The organism is Synechococcus sp. C9 (assembly GCF_022984075.1).
Classification (GTDB): Bacteria; Cyanobacteriota; Cyanobacteriia; order Gloeomargaritales; family Gloeomargaritaceae; genus Gloeomargarita.
In genome coordinates, this window is sequence record NZ_JALAAD010000001.1 from 2,137,724 (window position 1) to 2,156,730 (window position 19,007).

Annotated in this window: 20 protein-coding genes; 11 read left to right on the forward strand and 9 right to left on the reverse strand. The window is 55.0% G+C overall.

Annotation, left to right across the window (positions count from 1 at the left end):
* The first annotated feature begins 47 nt into the window (after positions 1-47).
* Positions 48-782 (forward strand): WecB/TagA/CpsF family glycosyltransferase, encoded by a 735-nt coding sequence (locus MLD66_RS10475; RefSeq protein WP_247217644.1) that lies wholly within the window; start codon positions 48-50, stop codon positions 780-782.
* Positions 783-789: 7 nt separating this feature from the next.
* On the opposite strand, the gene MLD66_RS10480 is transcribed toward MLD66_RS10475, so the two are convergent.
* The 3 genes from MLD66_RS10480 to MLD66_RS10490 all read right to left on the reverse strand — a co-directional run bounded on the left by MLD66_RS10480 (position 790) and on the right by MLD66_RS10490 (position 2,446).
* Positions 790-1,221 carry a flagella accessory protein C gene (locus MLD66_RS10480; protein ID WP_247217645.1) on the reverse strand — a complete coding sequence of 144 codons (432 nt, stop codon included), beginning with the start codon at positions 1,219-1,221 and terminating at the stop codon, positions 790-792.
* A gap of 72 nt (positions 1,222-1,293) precedes the next feature.
* Positions 1,294-1,773, reverse strand: a complete 480-nt coding sequence (locus tag MLD66_RS10485) for a zf-HC2 domain-containing protein (RefSeq protein WP_247217647.1) — start codon at positions 1,771-1,773, stop codon at positions 1,294-1,296.
* A gap of 40 nt (positions 1,774-1,813) precedes the next feature.
* The gene (locus MLD66_RS10490; protein ID WP_339396976.1) at positions 1,814-2,446 is read right to left on the reverse strand and encodes a sigma-70 family RNA polymerase sigma factor; all 633 of its coding nucleotides are present in this window, start codon (positions 2,444-2,446) and stop codon (positions 1,814-1,816) included.
* A 52-nt stretch (positions 2,447-2,498) separates the two neighbouring features.
* On the opposite strand from MLD66_RS10490, the gene MLD66_RS10495 reads away from it, so the two are divergent.
* The 4 genes from MLD66_RS10495 to MLD66_RS10510 all read left to right on the forward strand — a co-directional run bounded on the left by MLD66_RS10495 (position 2,499) and on the right by MLD66_RS10510 (position 9,567).
* Positions 2,499-3,899, forward strand: a complete 1,401-nt coding sequence (locus tag MLD66_RS10495) for a phospholipase D-like domain-containing protein (protein WP_247217651.1) — start codon at positions 2,499-2,501, stop codon at positions 3,897-3,899.
* The gene (gene clcA / locus MLD66_RS10500) at positions 3,892-5,229 is read left to right on the forward strand and encodes a H(+)/Cl(-) exchange transporter ClcA (protein WP_247217653.1); all 1,338 of its coding nucleotides are present in this window, start codon (positions 3,892-3,894) and stop codon (positions 5,227-5,229) included. Before MLD66_RS10495 ends, clcA begins: the two co-directional genes overlap by 8 nt.
* Before the next feature lie 77 nt (positions 5,230-5,306).
* Positions 5,307-7,253 carry a cellulose biosynthesis cyclic di-GMP-binding regulatory protein BcsB gene (locus tag MLD66_RS10505; protein WP_247217655.1) on the forward strand — a complete coding sequence of 649 codons (1,947 nt, stop codon included), beginning with the start codon at positions 5,307-5,309 and terminating at the stop codon, positions 7,251-7,253.
* A 4-nt stretch (positions 7,254-7,257) separates the two neighbouring features.
* Positions 7,258-9,567 (forward strand): glycosyltransferase, encoded by a 2,310-nt coding sequence (locus tag MLD66_RS10510; RefSeq protein ID WP_247217656.1) that lies wholly within the window; start codon positions 7,258-7,260, stop codon positions 9,565-9,567.
* Here the strand turns inward: MLD66_RS10510 and MLD66_RS10515 are convergent.
* The gene (locus MLD66_RS10515; RefSeq protein ID WP_247217658.1) at positions 9,535-10,443 is read right to left on the reverse strand and encodes an AEC family transporter; all 909 of its coding nucleotides are present in this window, start codon (positions 10,441-10,443) and stop codon (positions 9,535-9,537) included. The genes MLD66_RS10510 and MLD66_RS10515 overlap by 33 nt on opposite strands.
* 163 nt (positions 10,444-10,606) lie before the next feature.
* Between MLD66_RS10515 and MLD66_RS10520 the strand changes: the two genes are divergently transcribed.
* Positions 10,607-11,068, forward strand: coding sequence for an Hsp20/alpha crystallin family protein (locus tag MLD66_RS10520; protein ID WP_247217660.1), 462 nt, complete (start codon positions 10,607-10,609; stop codon positions 11,066-11,068).
* A 171-nt stretch (positions 11,069-11,239) separates the two neighbouring features.
* On the opposite strand, the gene MLD66_RS10525 is transcribed toward MLD66_RS10520, so the two are convergent.
* Positions 11,240-12,373, reverse strand: coding sequence for a cob(I)yrinic acid a,c-diamide adenosyltransferase (locus MLD66_RS10525; protein ID WP_247217662.1), 1,134 nt, complete (start codon positions 12,371-12,373; stop codon positions 11,240-11,242).
* A 90-nt stretch (positions 12,374-12,463) separates the two neighbouring features.
* On the reverse strand, positions 12,464-12,595 hold the full coding sequence (psbN, locus tag MLD66_RS10530) for a photosystem II reaction center protein PsbN (RefSeq protein WP_247217664.1): 132 nt from the start codon (positions 12,593-12,595) through the stop codon (positions 12,464-12,466).
* A 67-nt stretch (positions 12,596-12,662) separates the two neighbouring features.
* Between psbN and psbH the strand changes: the two genes are divergently transcribed.
* Both psbH and MLD66_RS10540 read left to right on the forward strand, forming a co-directional pair.
* The gene (gene psbH / locus MLD66_RS10535) at positions 12,663-12,857 is read left to right on the forward strand and encodes a photosystem II reaction center protein PsbH (RefSeq protein WP_247217666.1); all 195 of its coding nucleotides are present in this window, start codon (positions 12,663-12,665) and stop codon (positions 12,855-12,857) included.
* 56 nt (positions 12,858-12,913) lie between these two features.
* Complete coding sequence (locus tag MLD66_RS10540) at positions 12,914-13,147, forward strand: TatA/E family twin arginine-targeting protein translocase (RefSeq protein ID WP_247217668.1); 234 nt, start codon at positions 12,914-12,916, stop codon at positions 13,145-13,147.
* A gap of 26 nt (positions 13,148-13,173) precedes the next feature.
* Here the strand turns inward: MLD66_RS10540 and MLD66_RS10545 are convergent, their stop codons facing one another.
* The gene (locus tag MLD66_RS10545; RefSeq protein ID WP_247217670.1) at positions 13,174-14,358 is read right to left on the reverse strand and encodes a DNA double-strand break repair nuclease NurA; all 1,185 of its coding nucleotides are present in this window, start codon (positions 14,356-14,358) and stop codon (positions 13,174-13,176) included.
* Positions 14,359-14,533: 175 nt separating this feature from the next.
* Between MLD66_RS10545 and ccsB the strand changes: the two genes are divergently transcribed.
* Positions 14,534-15,493 (forward strand): c-type cytochrome biogenesis protein CcsB, encoded by a 960-nt coding sequence (gene ccsB, locus MLD66_RS10550; RefSeq protein ID WP_247217672.1) that lies wholly within the window; start codon positions 14,534-14,536, stop codon positions 15,491-15,493.
* An 11-nt stretch (positions 15,494-15,504) separates the two neighbouring features.
* Here the strand turns inward: ccsB and MLD66_RS10555 are convergent, their stop codons facing one another.
* Entirely contained in the window at positions 15,505-16,035 is a 531-nt protein-coding gene (locus MLD66_RS10555; protein WP_247217674.1) for a cob(I)yrinic acid a,c-diamide adenosyltransferase, read from the reverse strand.
* A gap of 77 nt (positions 16,036-16,112) precedes the next feature.
* Between MLD66_RS10555 and MLD66_RS14530 the strand changes: the two genes are divergently transcribed.
* On the forward strand, positions 16,113-17,816 hold the full coding sequence (locus MLD66_RS14530) for an ABC transporter ATP-binding protein (RefSeq protein WP_281438454.1): 1,704 nt from the start codon (positions 16,113-16,115) through the stop codon (positions 17,814-17,816).
* A 133-nt stretch (positions 17,817-17,949) separates the two neighbouring features.
* Entirely contained in the window at positions 17,950-18,501 is a 552-nt protein-coding gene (locus MLD66_RS10575) for a hypothetical protein (protein WP_247217676.1), read from the forward strand.
* Positions 18,502-18,536: 35 nt separating this feature from the next.
* Here the strand turns inward: MLD66_RS10575 and MLD66_RS10580 are convergent, their stop codons facing one another.
* Positions 18,537-18,773 carry a hypothetical protein gene (locus MLD66_RS10580; protein WP_247217678.1) on the reverse strand — a complete coding sequence of 79 codons (237 nt, stop codon included), beginning with the start codon at positions 18,771-18,773 and terminating at the stop codon, positions 18,537-18,539.
* Positions 18,774-19,007 lie beyond the last annotated feature (234 nt).

Below are 19,007 nucleotides of genomic sequence, written 5' to 3' on the forward strand. Positions count from 1 at the left end.
TTTTAAGCAAGTCTCAATTTATCTTGCAGTTTCCTCGATTATAGGTCATGTCTGTTCCGCCGCCCGTACTCACAATCCAGGGGTTGCCCATTCATCTGTTGCCGGATTATGCCCAGGCGCTGAGGGAACGGGTGTCCGGGGGACTCAGCACCCATGTGGTGACGCTGAATGCGGAAATGGTCATGCAGGCTGGGTCAAATCCAGCGTTGAAAACCCTCATTCAAGGGGCGGAATTGGTGGTGCCGGATGGGGTGGGGGTGACCCTGTATTTGCGGTTGCGTCGCTGTGGAACGTATCATGCGCCGGGGATTGATTTGGTGAGCCAGGTGTTGGCGCATCTACAGGCGGAAACGGTCTTTTTTTTGGGGGGAGCGCCGGGGGTGGCGGCACGGGCTGTCCAGTATTGGCAACACCGGAACCCTCATTTGTCCATTGTGGGGGTGCAACACGGCTATTTCACGCCGGAGGAGGAGGGGGAAATCCTAGCGCAATTGCAACACCTGCAACCCCGGTTCATTCTCGTCGCCCTGGGGGTGCCCCGCCAGGAATTTTGGATTCAACGGCACCGGCATTTGTGCCCCCAGTCCGTGTGGGTGGGGGTGGGGGGGAGTTTTGACATTTGGGCGGGGGTGAAGGTTCGGGCACCCCTATGGATGCGGCGGCTGTACCTGGAATGGGCGTTTCGTCTGTATCAGGAACCCTGGCGCTGGCGGCGGATGTTGGCTCTGCCCCGGTTTGCCGTTCAGGTGTTGGTTCCAGCGTTGTGGGGCGGCGGCGGATAAACTGCGATTACCGAGCAGATAGTTGGCTAGTCTGAGCGACAAAATTGAGGACGGAAGGCACGAGGTTCCCGATGACAATTACGGTGCCGGTGGTAATGATAATCGTGGTTGCCATGCGTACCATGCCGTCTAATCCCTTTTGGTAGGCGGTCAGTTCCACATCCAGTTTCCCCACCTGTTGTTCCAGGTTGTCCACCTGCTGTTCTAAGTTATCTACCTGATTTCCCAGGTTATTCACCTTAGTTTCTAGGTTATTTACTTTGTTTTCCAGATTATCTACCTTTTGCTCTAGGTTATCTACCTTCTGTTCTAGGTTATCTACTTTGTTTTCGAGGTTATCTACCTTCTGTTCCAGGTTGTCCAGACGTTGTGTAACTTCCTGGCGAAATTGTGCCAAGGATTGGGCAATGGTCTCCAGGGTCACCGGTGAATTGCTCACAATGCTTACTCCGTTGATTGAATTGATTTCCTAACCCTAACCTACCTGGAGTGGCAACGCATTCAACAGCCCCTAATTCCGTACCTGTTCCCGGCGCACTTGGACGGGGATCACCACCGGCGGTTGCTCCAGGGTAATGCGTAATGCCCGACTGGGACTGTGGAGGGTAGCGGCGGTCGAGTTTTGGGGCGATGGGGACTGCTGGGCAAATTCTGGGGTTGGGGCCCGCCATACCACACCGGAAATCACGCCCCCCACTAGGGCAGAAGCGGCGACGATCACCCCACTCCAAGCCAAACGTTTGCGGGCACGGTGGGTAATTTTGGTAATTACCCCTGTCACCATCTGGTCGGCGGAAATCCCGGAAGCAGGGATGGGTAAGTCCTGGCAAAGTTCGTGGAGGTTGACTAACTGCTGGTACACCTGCTTGGTCTCTGGATCGGTAGCCAACCAGTGTTCCACCAAGGCGCACTCTTCGGGGCTGGCTTCGCCGTCTAGGTAAGCACTGAGCAGTTCAAAGCGGTCAGGGGATTCAGGACGGGTGATGTGCATAGGGAGGAAGCGGCGCAACCGCTACTAATATGGCATAAAACTAGCTATCCAGGTAAGGCTTCAACTCCATCTGTAAACGGGCACGGGCACGGGCAATACGGGATTTTACCGTTCCTAGGGAAGCCCCGGTGATCTCGGCAATTTCCTCGTAAGCCAGACCATCCAACTCCCGCAGGATAATGGTGGTGCGAAACACCTCCGGCAGGTCAGCAATCGCCCGTTTGAGCCGGTCATAAAATTCCTGGGTCGCCAAGTCATCACTCGGGCCGGGGGCATCGCAGGGCAGATCCCACTCCATTTCCGTATGCCCAATTTGCCGGGGCGCATCCAGGGAAATGGTCGGTTGGTGGCGTTTGCGGCGGCGCAATTCATCGTAAAACAGGTTGGTAGCAATCCGGCTTAACCAACTCCTAAACTTGCTGGGGTCCTGGAGTCGCTTAATATGACGGTAGGCGCGCACCCAAACCTCCTGTACCAGGTCTGCCCGGTCATTCCAGTCCGAGGCTAAATGGTACAGAATTCGCTCCACATGGGTCTGATGACGGCGTACCAGTTCGGTAAAAGCGGCTCGGTCAGGTTGAAACCCCTGTTGGCAACGGCATACCAGTTCTTCGGTTGACAGTTTGCCCACGGGCACGGGCGGTACCTTGAAATGGGACCAGTCGGCAGACAACGGCGGATACATGGGTGAGCCTTATCGTTCAAATGTTGTAGGTTGAGACGCTATGGCCTGGCCCAAGTTCCTGCGATTATTCCCTATCTTAATCCTGACCGCCGCCCCCTTTGGCTGTGGCACCCGTCCCAAGGTCGCCCCTCTGCCCCAAGATAGCGCAATTTTGGTCTATTTCAACCAATCGGAAGCGGCTACCTACCAGGACCCCTACCGCAAAAATATCGGTTCTCGTTATGGGGATAATTTCGAGGCGATTATTCTCCAGGAAATTGAAAAGGCGACCCGCTCGATTGACGTGGCAGTGCAGGAAATTCGTTTGCCCCTGGTGGCAAAAGCTCTGGTGAAAAAACATCAGAGTGGGGTGCGGGTACGGGTGATTTTAGAAAATAGTTACAACGTGGCGTTGAGTCAATTGACCGATACTCAAGTGGATGAATTAAATCCCCACAGCCGTAGCCGTTATGATGAAGTGGTGAAATTAATTGATACGAATGGGGATGGCAAACTCAGCCAGGAGGAAATCAATAACGGGGATGCGATTATCATCATGCAAAATGGCAATTTGCCCCTGATTGATGACACGGCGGATGGCTCCAAAGGCAGTGGTTTGATGCACCACAAATTTATGATTTTTGACGACCAGCGGGTGTTGGTCACTTCGGCGAATTTTACCACCAGTGATATGCACGGGGACTTTGGTTCGCCGGAAAGCCGGGGCAATCCCAATTCCCTGGTGTTGATGGATAGCCCGGAAGTCGCCCGCATTTTTGGGGAAGAATTTAATATCATGTGGGGGGATGGTCCAGGGGGCAATACGGATAGCAAGTTTGGCATTCAAAAACCCCTGCGGGAACCCCAAACGGTGAATTTGGGAGCAGGAACAGTCACCATTAAGTTTTCTCCTGCCCGCCGTCGCCAGTGGGATCAAAGTACCAATGCGTTGATTGCTAATACCTTGAGTCAAGCCCAAAATAAGATTGATTTAGCCCTATTTGTATTTTCAGAACAAAGATTAGTAGATGTGATGGAGCCATTGCACAATAAGGGGGTGAAAATTCGGGCGTTGATTGAACCGGATTTTGCCTATAAATACTACAATGAATCCCTGGATATGTGGGGGATTGCTCTGCCTCGTAAGGGGACGTGTAAGTATGAGCCGGATAATGCGCCCTGGGCGAATCCGGTGCGGGAGGTGGGGGTACCGAAATTGCCCAAAGGGGACCGATTGCACCATAAATTTGGAGTGATTGATAACTATGTGGTGATTGTGGGTTCCCACAACTGGACTCCGGCGGGGAATTATAATAATGATGAGACCTTGTTGGTGATTAAAAATGCAACGGTGGCGGCACATTTTGACCGGGAATTTAACCGTTTGATGCAGAATGTGGAACTGGGACCGCCGGGGTGGTTGCTCAAGGCGGCGAATGAGGCGAAAAAAGAGTGTGGTTAAGCCAGTGTCCCCCTTAACCGACCGACCCTGGTGGGTGTTGCTGGCGGCGGGGCTGACCGGCTTGGGGGTGGGGCTGGTGGGGGGGGGCTTCCGGCAGGCGGTGGGTTGGGGCACCCAAAGGCGTTTTGACCTGCTGGCGGTGCTGGGGGACAGTCCTGGGGGGCAGTTGGCGCTGGCGGTGCTGGGTTCGGCAGGGATGGTGTGGCTGGGCTTTTGGCTGATGCGCTGGTGGGCACCGGAAACGGGCGGGAGTGGCATTCCCCAGATTGAGGGGTTTTTGGCGGGCAAATTACCTTTGCGCAGTGGGCGGGTGTTGCTGGTGAAGTTTGTCAGCGGCTGGCTGATCCTGGTCAGTGGCATGGTGTTGGGACGGGAGGGTCCGACGATCCAGATGGGGGGCAGTCTGGGGCATTTGCTCAGCCGTTGGGGAAGGTTGTCTCAGGAAGAATCCCGGGTGTTGGTGGCGGCGGGGGCGGCGGCGGGGTTGACGGCGGCGTTTAATGCGCCTTTGGCGGGGATTTTGTTTGTGTTGGAGGAAATGCGTCCCCAATTTCAGGATGAGGTGCGGGCGTATCAGAGTGTGACCTGCGCCTGTGTGCTGGCAATGGGGGTGATCCAAGCCCTGGGCTGGGATGAGGTGGTGTTGCCGGTGAAAATTTATACAACTCCGCCACTGGTGTCCCTGTGGATATTTGCGGGGGCGGGGTTGGTGCTGGGGATCGTTGGCTATGGGTTTAACCGGGGGCTGGTGCTGGCACTGGAGGGGCTGGGGTGGGTGGGGCGCCGGTTTTTTTCGCTCCAGGCGGTGCTATTCGGTGCGGTGGTGGGGCTGTTGGGGTATATTTACCAGCCGAGTTTGGCGGGGAATGCCCATCTGTACCACCCGTTGGTCAGCGGTGGGGAGCAGGTGATTCTCTGGTCGCTGAATCATTTGTCCGCAGCGCCGGAACTGTGGGGCTTGTTTCTCCTGCGCCTGGTCATGACGGTGCTGTGCTACGGGTCGGGGGCACCGGGGGGGATTTTTGCGCCCCTGTTGGCGATTGCCACCCTCTTGAGTCAGGGGTTGGGACAGGGGGTATATGCCGTGTTACCCCACTGGTTGCCGGAACCAGGGATATTGACCATTGCGGGGATGGGGGGCTTGGTGGCGGCGACGGTGCGGGCACCCCTGACGGCGATTGTTTTGACGTTGGAAATTACCGGCAATTTTCAGTTGATTGTGCCCCTGTTGGTCACTTGTCTGACGGCGACCTTGACGGCGCAATATCTGGGGGGGGAACCGATTTATGAGGTATTATTGGCACGAATGTTGAGGCGGCAGGGTGATTAAAACGATCCAGGTCTTGCCTTGTTGTTAGGAACAATCTGGTAAAACAAGGTAGTGTTCTTGTGGGAGTGGCAGTGATCATGCGTTGGTGCTGGGGTCTCGGAATCGGATGCGGTTGGCTGGTGCTGGGAATCCTGCCGGGGTGGAGCCAACCCAAGCGCACGGTGCAGACCATTCCCTTTCGCAATCTGGGCTATACTCGCCCGGTGGTTCTGCGGGGAGCCAATCCCGAATTTGGGGTGAGTATTCCTTTGTTTGGCAGGAATCTGGATACGAAGCAGAGTTTTGTGCAGTTGGAACTGGCACCTTCCCCCGTGTTGAAACCCAATTCTGCGGTGCGGATTTCTCTCAATGGTCGCCCGGTGCGGGTGATTCAAGTAAAAGATTTATTGCCGCAAAAAAGTGTGAAAATTCCGCTCCAATTACCACCGCCGGGAGAACGGTTTCTCTTCGTAGGGTTGGAAAGTTTTTTGCAAATTTCTGAGGATTTTTGTGATGATGTGGCTTCGGGGAATTTATTTTTGACGGTAGGGGAAGATAGTTTTTTCCGGTTGGTGCAAACGGAAGGGGATACGCCGGTGAATTATTGGTTTCGCCCGACCTACGACCGGGTGGTGCTGGCGGTGCCGGAACCGATGGATGCCCCCACGACCCAGGCGGCGTTGTGGCTGTTTAGTGTGTTGAGTTACCGGTTTCGGGATTCTCGGGTGCCGGTTGTTTGGCATCGGGGCAATGTGGCATCGCTCAAGTTAAATCCCGATACGGAAGCCGCCGTGGTGTTGCATCAGGAGGAAAAAGCGCCCAATATCCAACGGCAGGGCAATGTCCTACGGGTACGGGCGCAACCGGCAGTGGTGCAGTCCCTGGCGCAGGCGGAACCAGCGTTTATGGCACCGGGGGTAGAGGTTCTTAATTCTGACCCAGCGGCACCCGAGCGGTTGCGGAATCGGCGGTTGTTTAGCGAATTGGGCTGGAATGAAACGGCAAAAACCGGTTTGGGAACCCAGAGTTTCCGGCTGACGTTTGATTTGGCGCAGTTGGGGGGTCGTCCCCAGGATTTATCCCTGGCATTGCGGTCTGGCTTTACCCAAATGAGCAAGGATGATAGCAGTGCCATGAGTGCCCAGATTTTCTTTAACGGCACGTTTATCAATAGTTTCAATGTCGGTACCCAGACCCAACTGAATACCACCCTGGTCTTGCCCGATGCCCGTCTCCAACGCACCAACAACCTGGATGTGGTGTTTACGGTGGCGCAAGAGGAGTATTGCCGTTTTCCCCGTCCGGTGACCGTGCAGGTGTTGGGCAGTTCCTACCTGGATTGGAACGGGTATCAACGTCCCCAGGGAAATTTCGACGATGTGCCCCAGGACTTTTTGGGTAAGGGACAGGTGGTGGTGGATATGGAGAATCCGGCTCTGGTGGCGGGGACGGCGCAGGTGTTGGGAATGCTCAGCCGCAGTGGCAGGCGACCTTTATTGCCCGAACTCCTACCGGCTAGCGAGGTGAAAAATTGGGGAAATTTGCCCCAGCGTCCCCAGTGGCGGTTGTTGGGGACAACTCCGGCAGTCCCCCTCAATAGTCCCATCCGGTTGGGGCAAACCTTTGAAATTCTCAACCCCATGAACCAAAAAGTTTTGCTCCAGGCAGAACCCACGGCTAGTATCGGGGTGTTGCAGGCGTTTTTCCATCAGGGCGTTCCTACCCTCTGGCTGTCCTGGTGGGGGGATCAATCTCAGGTGGTTGACCAAACAGGGTCAGTTTTGTCCGACCCGGTGGCGGGTTTGGTGAATCAATTGCAGGGGAATGTGGCGACCGTCACGCCCCAGGGCAGTTTTGATGTGTGGGATTTGACTGGGGACACCTTGCAGGTGCGCTATCCCGATGAGTTAAATTGGTGGTTACTCCTGCGCCGCTATCGTTGGGTGCTGTTGGGATTATTTCTCGTCCTCGGTGGCATCCTTGCCTGGCGATTGTACCAACGGTTAGGTCGTCCAGCTAAACCCCCTACCCCCCCCGCTCCCTAACATCGTGTTCGCCTTCGACCCGACCTTTTTGGTTCAGAGGGGCTGTCTCACCCCCGACCAACTCGCCCAAGCCCGCTCCTATCAGCACCAAAAGGGTTGTAGCTTGGGGACAGCTCTGAAAGAATTGAGCATTATGAACGAAAATCGGTATATTACCGTATTGTCCCAAGTCAACCAGGTGGAATTACTTAAAGATTGGTTGGCGGCACAAAAGCATCGGTTGGACTTGGGAATTGCCCGGATTCGCCCCCCCGCCTATTGGAGTCATGCCGAAGTGTTCCCCTGTGCTTGGCAGGATGCCCATACCCTGGTGCTGGCAGTCACAGAACGGAGTTATCGACACGCCAAGTCAATTGTGCAACACATCTGGACACGGGTTAATTTCAGCCCCCTGTTGGCTACCAGTGTCGAAATCACCCGATTGGTGGTGCAGTTAAACCTGGGGAAACAGTTAGTTCAATCGGGAGCAATTACTACACAACAGTGGCAAGATATTTTAGAAATTTACCGGCGGACTGGCTCACCCATTGGGCAAATTCTCACCCGTTTGAACTATATTAAACCCCAAAAACTGATTCATATTTTAGTGGATTTAACTGGGTGTCCTTCCTATTCTAATTTGATTGGTACACCCCTTTGGTCAATGGATGAAAACCTCGTCCATCGGTTTGATCCGAAACTCATGACCAATCAGTTATTTATTCCCCTCCATTATGTGGATGAAGATACCCTTTTAGTGATGGTGCAAGACCCCTTGGATATGCGGGTAGATAGCCAAATTCACAAACAACTTCCTGGGGTGGAAATCACGAAAGTTCTCGGCACGGAAAGCGATATTACCTATCTTGTAGATGGGGTCTTCCGGCAGTTGTTTAGTTGGCAGGCGGTGTATCGGTTGGCGGCTCGTTCGCCCCGGGAGTCGGCGGCTCAGGTGTTTACCCCGGCGCAGATTTTGTCCATTTACATCCTCTTGGTGCTGTTTTTGTGGGGGCTGTTGAACCACACTTCGTTTACCCTTTCCCTGGTCATGTCTATCGTCAATTTATTTTATGTAACGGCGATTGGCTTCAAAATGCTCTTGAGTTTGGTGGGAGCGGTGGATCGGAAACACTATGTGGAACCGGCGGAAATTGCTAGTCTCACCGATGACGAATTGCCTATTTATACCATCTTAGTACCTGTGTATAATGAACCGGAAATTGTCTCTATGCTGATTAAGGGTTTGGGACAGTTGGACTATCCCCATGAGAAATTAGATGTATTATTACTATTAGAAGAAAAAGACCGGGTAACGATTGAAGCCGCCAAAGCCGCCCATCCCCCCCATTACATCCGTTTCATTTACATTCCCGATAGTAAACCCAAGACCAAACCCAAAGCCTGTAATTACGGTTTGGCGTTTGCCCAGGGGGAATATCTGACGATTTATGATGCGGAGGACATCCCCGATCCTGACCAACTGAAAAAAGCCATTTTAGCCTTTCGGCATGGCTCCCCCGATTTGGTTTGTGTGCAAGCCGCCTTGAATTATTTCAACCGGGATGAAAATTTTTTAACCCGCATGTTTACCCTGGAATATTCCTATTGGTTTGATTATTTGTTACCTGGTTTAGATAGTTTGCGCCTGCCCATTCCCTTGGGGGGAACCAGCAATCATTTCCGCACGGACCGGCTGATGGAATTGGGGGGCTGGGACCCGTTTAATGTCACGGAGGATGCGGATTTGGGCATTCGTGCCAGCCAACGGGGCTATCGGGTGGGGGTGATTGATTCCACGACCTATGAGGAGGCCAATTGTCGGTTAAAAAATTGGATTCGCCAGCGTTCCCGTTGGATCAAGGGGTATATGCAAACCTGGTTGGTGCATAACCGGGACCCCTGGAAATCCCTGAAAACCTTGGGCTTGGGTAATTGGTTGGCCTATCAATTTTTTATCGGTGGCACGATTGTCTGTTTCTTGAGCAATCCCATTTTGTGGTTGTTTTTTATCTATGCGGCCATTTCCCGGGCGGCCTGGTTGGAACAACTTTTTCCCGGCTGGATGTTGTATGTTTCTTTGTTTAATTTAATCCTGGGCAATAGCATTGGCATTTACCTAAATATGATCGCCGTATTTCGCCGCAAATATTACAATCTCACCCTTTATGCCCTATTGAATCCAGTCTATTGGTTGCTCCATTCGGCGGCCTCCTATATGGCATTGTGGCAACTCTTTACCAAGCCATTTTATTGGGAAAAAACCATCCACGGCCTGAGTAAGGTGGGACATGGGGCAACCCCCCTAGGGAAAACACCACAACCACAGGGGAATTAGGAACAAAATGCCGAGGGTGGAAAGGGCAATGGTGGCGGCTATAATGTCTCGATTGAGTTGATGTTCCTCCGCCAAAATCAGGGTCGCCATCGCCGTCGGCATCCCCGCCATCAGCACCAGGGCTAGCCGTTGCTCCCCCCGCAGACCCAACAGGGTCAACCCCACCCCCACTAGCAGGGGCATGACCACGATCCGCACCAAAGTCGGCAGTCCCGCCAAATGCCAGCCCCGGTTAAACCCCAGTTGATACAACCGCCAGCCCGTGAGGACAAAAGCGGCACTGATCACCACCGGCACGCTCTGATCCAAACCCCATTCCAGCCAGCCGGGAAACGGGATCGAACGGCAAAAATAACTGAGCGCAAATGCCCACAGGGTCGGCACCAGCAGGACTTTTTTCCAGTTATAGCCCCCAGGGGTTTGTTGCGCCCCAAAATACCCCGCCACCAGTACCCCAATCCCATAGGTGCCCAGTAAATTATTCGTCAAACTGTAGCTGACCACCCAGCCCCACACCTGGGGGTCCACCAGCCCCGGCACCACCCCCAAGCCGATAAACCCCGTATTGACCAGGGTGCCTGCCAACACCACACTGCCCTGTTGCGCCGCCGTCAAGGGTTGCAGCCACCAGCGCACGCCCCCCCAGGTCACCCCCAGGTTGATCCCCAACACCGCCAAGGTCAGCAGGGGCACCACCCACACCAACCCCTGAAAGTTCGTATGCCGTACCAGGGCAAAAATCTGCACCGGCACCCCCACCCAGTACAAGGTTCGCCCCAATATCTGCGGGAACAATTCCGGCAACCAGCGTTGGGTCAGCAACCCCAGCCCTGTCCAGATAATTAATGGCGTGTAAACATGCACCAAAGATTCCATACCAACCTGCTGGAGGGAATTTCGGTTATTCCCCGTTCCAATTACGGTTTCCAACGCTGTGACCAAGCGGTCGGCTATTCCACAATAAGATTAGCAGGTTAAAGCGAAGGCTGACCTGCAGATGCGCCCGATGCTGAAAACCATTGTCAAAGGAGGTAGTGGTATGGTGTTAGTACGTTGGAATGACCCCTTCCGGGAATTGGAAGCCATGCGGCGGCAGATGGATCGCCTGTTTGATGAAATGATGCGCCGGGATGATGACGGCAAGGTCAGCCGGGGTGTGGACTGGATTCCGGCGGTGGAACTGCAAGATACCCCCGATGCCCTGATCCTGAAAGCCGAAATTCCTGGCGTGGAAAAAGACAACCTGGACGTGAGTGTGACCCGGGAAGCGGTGCAAATTGCCGGGGAACATCGCTTTGAAAAACGGGAAGAAGACAAAGGCACCGTGCGTACCGAATTGCGTTATGGCCGTTTCCAACGGGTGATTCCCCTGCCCGTACCGGTGGCCCACGACCAAAGTAAAGCCGAATACCGCAATGGGATTTTGACCTTGACGTTACCGAAAGCGGAAGAGGTGAAAACCCAAGTGTTCAAACCGGCCTTGGTGGAAGCGACTAGCTAATTGTAGCTTGTAACTAACTACGGCAGGTAGCCGGTTGCACCCCTCCCCTGGCGAGAGCTAGGGGATTTTTTTGTATCCCAATGCTTGATTTATTTCTAAGCTATTTCTAGGTGACAACTTGGTAAAAAATTATCCCAATTAAATCTCCATTAAATCTCAATGAATCATCCCCTAATAGTCCACGCCCCGCTTCAAATCCACCCCCCGCTCGGCGTAATGTTTGTGATTGACCATTTCCGAATGAACACTGGCGAGGTCAAAATAGCGGGGGAGTTGACGGCATCGGCCGGTGATAATCACCTCCGTATGTTGGGGTTTGCGTAATAGGGTTTGGATAATCGGGTCTTGGGGGAGTAATTCCAGGTCAACTGTAGGATTTAATTCATCCAAAATAATCGTTTTATACAGCCCGGAGAGGATCGCCGCCTGGGCAATTTCCCAACCCCGCTCCGCCTCCACGTAGTCCAATTCCTGTCGTTCTTTCCACCAGACAATCGCATCCCGGCCACAGCGCTGGTGATCCACCAAATTCGGATAGCTGTGTTGCAGAGCCTGAATGGCCGCATCCTCGGTGTACCCCGACCCGCCCTTGAGCCACTGTAAAATCAACACCCGATGGGACAAATCCAAACGAATCCCCCGCCCAATCGCCTGCAACGCTTTACCCAGGGCACTGGTGGACTTGCCCTTGCCCGCCCCGGTGTAAATTTCAATCCCCGTAATCCCGTACTGTTCCGCTGTAGGATGGTGGTGGGGGCGCATCTCCGAATGCAAATCCGCAATGTCAATCAACTCCTTGGGAGCCGCCCGTCCGGTAGCAATGATTTCCAGGGATTCGGGTTTTTCCGCCAAAACCTCCACCACCTCCGCCACCGGCAGTAACCCCAAATCCAGCACCGGGTTAATCTCATCCAGCACAATCACCGAGTACAGTTCCGACAAAATCGCACCCTTGGCAATGTGCCAGCCCCGTTCCGCCTCCAACCGGTCGTAGGCGGTGATCTCCTCTGGCCCAAAAAATTCCGCCCGCCCGGTACGCACCTGGTCAATCAAATGGGGAAAGGCCTGCTCCAGGGCTTCAATCGCCCCGTCCTCGTCGTACACCCGCCCCGGCCCCTTGAGAAACCGCAGTAACAGTACCCGGTTCTGCTTACCCGTATTGATCCCCAACCCAATCGAGCGCAACACCACCCCCAAAGCCGCCTGGGATTTCCCCTTGCCCAACCCGTCATACACATGGATTTGCCCGACGGGACGCTCCTGCCGCCGTTGCGCTGTGACAATTCCCAACCCAGTCCGTCCCATGCCCGACCTACCCTTAAGCTCACTAGGTTATTTTAAGGGATTACCCGTCACTATGATTTACGTTGTAAGTAAAATTAATTTCATTTAACCCTAGTCTTCGTGGTCTTCAAACGGGTCATCCAGGACTTGCGACGGGGGGCCAAAAGCGACATACACCGCATAACCCGTCAAGGCGATCACGACGGTAGCCACAGAAATAATAAAAACTGTTGCAGATTCCATAGGGAGAGGTTCATCCGAGTCAGGGTACTTTTATAATGTTACAGGAACTTAATAGCAACTGAACCCTATGGCCATGCGTACCCGTTTGGGGGACATCCTGCGCCCCCTCAATTCCGAATACGGCAAAGTCGCCCCGGGTTGGGGCACCACCCCTTTGATGGCGGTGTTTATGGGTTTATTTTTTGTATTTCTGCTGATCATTTTGCAGATTTACAATTCTTCCTTGATCCTGGAAACCTTCAAAGTGGATTGGCGGGGCTAAAAAATCCAAAGGGGTTGGCGCATCCCGCTGACCCCTGTTATGGGGGAACGTGAACGATGAATATTTTTGGCATGGGGCTACCGGAGTTGGGGGTAATTGCGGTGGTGGCGTTATTAATTTTTGGCCCTCGTAAGCTCCCGGAGATTGGCCGCAGTTTGGGGAAAACGGTGAAAAGTTTTCAGCGGGCGGCACGGGAATTTGAGGATGAATTTAAGCGGGAAGCCCAGGCGATGGAAGACCCCCCCGCCTTGGAAGCCAAATCCGGGGATGATGCCAGCAAAAATGGTTGAAGGGTGGTGATGAATCAAACCAAATTCTAGGCTAAACTTTCCCGTTTGCGGCTCTCTTTCGCTGAAGGTAGGAGTTGCCCCAAGCCACTGCGTTGGAGTTGCTCCTCAATCATGGCAAAAAACCTCGCCCGGTCCCCCGCCCGCACCACCGCCTGATTGTGGGCTTCCGCCAACGCCACCGGATACCCGTACCCCTTCTCCACCTGCGCCAGGAGTAAACTTAAGCCCTGGTCGAGTAATTTTTTTTCTGCCGCCACCCAAACCGGAAACTCAACACGGGCGATTTCTGTCCCAACATTTACATAACAAAATACAACCTGTTGCTCCCCGTAATGCTCCAAAATGCGATGGGTACTCCGCCACAGGGGGCCCCGTTGCCCTGGTTCCAACCAGGTTTGCATCAAGGTCGTGTCCCGCAGGGGTTTGAGTTTGTCGCAGGGGGCACCCTCCGTATGCCCGTCGCAGTGGCTCTGGCAGTCCGGCACCAGATGGGGACACAAGCCCAACCGCAGAAAATTCATCACCTCCAGGGAACGCCCCGCACTCAGATAGCTCATCAGGGGTACGCCCAGGCGTTGACAGACCTGCCATGCCTCAAAAATGGGGGTCAAAATCAACGACCGTACCGGAGCGGGCAGACCCTCCAAAAACCAATAGGTCAAGGAACCATCCACCAGTGCCACCGTCGGTTCCGGGAGTCCCGCCCCCCGCCAATCCGTCGCCAGTTCCGCCAGGATGGTCGCCTCTAACTGGGTACGCCGATGCCCCAGCCATTCCTCCGTCCGTATTCCCCATTGGCGGCATTGATACAAATCCTGGGGTTGATAAAATACCTCAGGTATGCTGTCCAAGCGGGGTAAACGCCCGGAACCATAATGCAAAAGTACATAGCCAATGTTAATCAAATAGCAGTACACCGCTTCGTGGTGACTGGGGGAAATTTGGGAGCCATCGGTCGCCAACACCGTATGGACGGGGGGGGCCGGGGGAATGGTTACCCGGGTGGTCAGGGGTTCGAGGGGGACGGCGGGGGAAAAGCCCAACCCCGACCCGGCGGATTCCATGCGTTCCAACCAATCCGGTTGTTGGTCAATGGCCTGGCGGAGTAATTCCTGGGCCACCTGAAGTTTTTGCCGGTTGGCCAGGGTTTCCTCGGTCAGGTAGCGGCTGAGGTCGGGTAATTGTCCCGCCAGTTTGTTGAAATCCAACATCGGTCATCCAGGATTTTTCGCCTATGGTACGGCAATCCTATCTAATTGGCGAACCAAGATTCGGATAGGGCTGGGAATAAAATGAGCCAGTCCCAGGACTGTGACCCTCCCCCATTCCCAGAACTTGCCCAACTGTCATAATAGAAAATGTTGCGAAACCTGTGTTGATGCCCCTATGAGTTTGTTGATTTTAGAAAATATCTTGGATAATACTGCCTTTGCCCTGTTGCTGGTGACCACCTTGGTGTATTGGGTGAATTTGGCATTTGCCGGTCGGTTTGCCCAATGGGGCACGCTGGGGATGGGGTTAGCCAATGGGACGATTGCCGCCCTGCTGATTGCCCGCTGGGTGGAGGGGGGGTACTTCCCATTAAGTAATTTGTATGAATCTTTGTTCTTTTTAGCCTGGGGCATGACCGCCGTGCATTTGGTGGCGGAACGGCTGAGTGGGAGTGCCTGGGTGGGGGGGGTGACGGCACCGGTTGCCCTGGGGGTGACGGCGTTTGCGGCCCTTTCTTTGCCCCCGGAAATGCAACAGTCGGCTCCCCTGGTGCCGGCGCTCAAGTCCAATTGGTTGATGATGCACGTTTCGGTGATGATGCTCAGCTATGCCGCCCTGTTGGTGGGTTCCCTGCTGGCGATGGCTTTTTTGGTGGTGACCCGGGGGCAGGCGGTGCATCTGCGGGGCAGTTCCGTGGGCACGGGGGCTTACCGGCTACAACGGGTCGCACCCCAAGAACCCCTGGCAGTGGGGGATGGTAACACGGCGGTGCTGACTCGGAATGACGTTAAGGTTACCCTGACCCCGGAGCGGTTGACCCTGGCGGAAACCTTGGACAATCTCAGCTATCGGGTGATTGGTCTGGGATTCCCTCTGTTGACCGTGGGGATCATTTCCGGGGGGGTGTGGGCGAACGAAGCCTGGGGTTCCTACTGGAGTTGGGACCCGAAGGAAACCTGGGCGTTGATCACCTGGCTGGTGTTTGCCGCCTATCTGCACGCCCGCATTACCCGGGATTGGCAGGGGCGACGACCGGCAATTCTGGCGACCGTGGGGTTTGGGGTGGTTTGGGTGTGTTATTTAGGCGTGAATTTTTTGGGCAAAGGCTTACACAGCTACGGCTGGTTTTTATAAAACTTGATCCCCTACCCAGGGCGGCGCAATTCCGTCACCTGATCCGCCAGGGCTAAAATTTCCGCCGGGAGGGTGGTGCCGGTGATGATCAGATCAATCATGGGCGGGCGTTGGTGCAAAAAACTCACCACCTCGATCAACCCCAACAACCCCAAATGCACCGCCAGGATCAGTTCATCCAAAACCACCAATTGGTACTGCCCGCTCAATACCAGGTTTTGGGTCGCCTGCCAGAGCTGATAGATAGCCTGGGCTTCCTCCTCCTGCACATCGGGCGTATCCACACAGCGGGGAATCGGACAGCGAATCCAGTCCAGATGTTGTACTAACTTCATGGGGTGTTGCAGACCTTGCCGGATGCCCCCCTTGAGAAATTGCACGATCAATACCCTTTGCCCATGCCCAGCACTGCGGATCGCCAAAGCCATCACCTCCGCAAAAAAAGTGCGCTGGGGGGCGGTGTACACCTGCAAACGACCGAGCCGGGGCAAGCCCTCCGGTGGGGTCAGGGGTGCCAAAGCCAGGGTGGAATTGGAATTCATACCGACACATTTCAGGCGGAGAATGCTTTAATTATGCGTTAATTTAGGCGTTAACCCCCACCCCTTCGCTGCACCCCATGCCGCCCCTGCTCATCGTGGAAGATTTGGCAGTCCATTTCCCCGGGCATACGCCGGTACGGGGCGTGTCCTTTAGCCTGGCGCCGGGGCAGGTGTTGGGCATTGTCGGGGAGTCCGGGTCGGGCAAATCCCTGACCGCCTTGGCTCTCATCGGGTTGGTGCCAGCCCCCGGCACCGTCCAGGCGGAACGACTAGAATTATCGCCTCCCCAGCAACCCCCGGTGGATTTACGTACCCTTACCCCCCGCTCCTGGCCCCAGTATCGAGGGCGGGCCATGGGGATGGTGTTTCAAGAACCCGCCAGTTCCCTGAATCCCGTGTACGCCTGTGGCTGGCAATTGGCTGAAGCCTGTCGGGCGCACCGCACGCTGACCCCCGCCCAACTCCGGCAACGGCAGGTACAACTGCTCCAGGAAGTGCAACTCCTGCCCCCGGATGCGCCGCCCGAACTGGTGTCCAGCCTCCTGCACCGGTACCCCCATCAATTCTCCGGGGGGCAATTGCAACGCTGGATGTTGGCGATGGCCTTGGCCAGTGACCCCTGGCTCCTGTTGGCGGACGAACCCACCACCGCCCTGGATGTGACGATTCAGGCAGAAATTCTCAGTTTAATGAAACGCCTGTGCCAGCAACGGCAGATGGCCGCCCTTTTGATCAGCCATGACCTGGCCGTGGTGGCGGATTTGGCAGATCAGGTGTTGGTCATGTACCAGGGCACCGTGGTAGAGTCCGGGGACAAAACAACCATTTTTCAGCACCCTCAGCATCCCTACACCCGGGGACTCCTGGCTTGCCGCCCCTCCCCCCGCCACCGCCTCGCTTTTCTCCCCACCCTGACGGATGTTTTGGAAAATCGCCCCGCCCCCGCCGTCATTTCCCCCACCGCCCACGCCCAACGCCTCAGCCACCTCCAGCAACAGCCGGTTTTGTTGCAGGTGGAGAACCTCCAGGTGGGCTATCCCCGCCAACCCCCAGAGCAATGGGCGGTCAAAGGAGTTTCCTTCTCCATCCACCGGGGCGAAACCCTAGGGCTAGTGGGAGAATCCGGGTGTGGTAAAAGTACCTTGGCACGGGCGATCCTGGGTCTGCTCCGACCCCAAACCGGCAGGATTACCTTTGACGGTCAGGAGATCACCCAATATTCCCCCGCCCAACTCCGGCCCCTGCGGCGGCGGATGCAACTCATCTTCCAAGACCCCCTCGGTTCCCTCAGCCCCCGGATGACCGTGCGGGAAGCCCTCCTGGAACCCCTCCGCATTCACCTGCCCCGCCAGTCCCCCCGCTTGGCGCTGGCACAAGTCGTTACATTGTTAGAACGGGTGGGTTTGACTGCCGATGCCCTGCCCCGTTATCCCCATCAATTCTCCGGGGGGCAAAGACAGCGGCTGGCCATTGCCCGTGCCCTGGTCACCAGTCCCGATTTTCTTATCTGTGATGAATCCGTCTCCGCCCTAGATATTTCCGTTCAAGCCCAGGTGCTGAACCTGCTCAAAGAGTTACAAAGCGAATTCCATCTGACCTACCTCTTTATTTCCCACGACCTGAGTGTGGTTCACTTTATGAGTGACCGGATCATGGTGATGAACCAGGGTCAAATCCTCGAAATCGGGTCAGCCGACCAAATTTACCACCAACCCCAGCACCCCTATACGCAAAATTTGATCCAAGCCATTCCCCGCCTGGATGTTCCCCTGGTTTCCTAAGGACGAACCCCCATCCCTGTTCCCATTCTATGAGGGATAAAATTGGCAATTTTTAGGAAACTTATCCCCCAGGTAGTAGTCAAGAACCTATCCCCAGGATAAGCTAAAATAAGGGATTCCCAATCGAGGTACTATGTCAGGTCAACAGGAGCACACCTTCACCCCAACCCCTGGATTTAATCCCAGCGAACTTACCCCGGAGAGCGACCTACACCAGGAATTGGCGACCCTGCGGGCACAAGCGGAATGCCTCCTCCAGGAACTCCAACTCTGTCAACAGACCGCCAACGAACAACAGCGCTTAATCGAAACCCTGGCGGCTCAACTCCAGCAATCCCAACAACAGATGCACCAGTGGGAACAAACCCAGTCCTTTCAGCAAAAACGGCTCCAGGAACAGGAAGCGGCACTGATCCTCGAACAACAACAACGGCAGGAATTGGAAGCCCGGTGCTACCGGCAACAACAGGAAAACCTGCAACTACGGCAATTACTCTACACCTATGCCCCCGGCATTGCTTGGGAAGAACAGGCACGGCTCTACCAACAACCCATTCCCCCCTGGCACGTCAGCCCCAGCGCCGAACCGGCACCCGCCCCGACCGACCCGGAACCCACAACCCTGATGGCTGAACGCACGCCCCCCAGCCAGCCCAAAAAATCCCCGGTTCTGCCCAAACTCTAACCCCGCATCCCCTGCGGTTGTTCCAAACCCGTCTGTCAATGGGGTCGAGCGGCGACCGTCCCCAGAGCACCCGCTGGCGCCAAAGCCACTCCCAATCCCTCCATCCGTTCCCAGGAAGGGGCAAAAGGCGGCACCGCAAACTGGCAGACCGACCAATCCGCCTGCACCTCCACCCCCAGGAGACCACATTGACCCCCCCGCCGCCCCTCAGGACGGTAATGACGACAACACCGACAGGCAGAACCGAAGTAATCCGTGCTGGGTAAAGGCATGACCGTACAACCCTTTATTAAATGAATTTCAACCCTGTTTTAGATGGTATTGCCTTGATCCCCAGCTTTTTTAATCTCTTAAGGATTTTTTCGGCATTCTATGGAAAATCTAAAGAATCCTAGGGACTGGCAGGATTAAACCCTACGGGGATCAAGCAAAAAGAATAAACTTTATAGATATTCTGGGATGCCGCTGGTAAAAGTAATAAATACTTAGGGATAGGGGTGACTCAG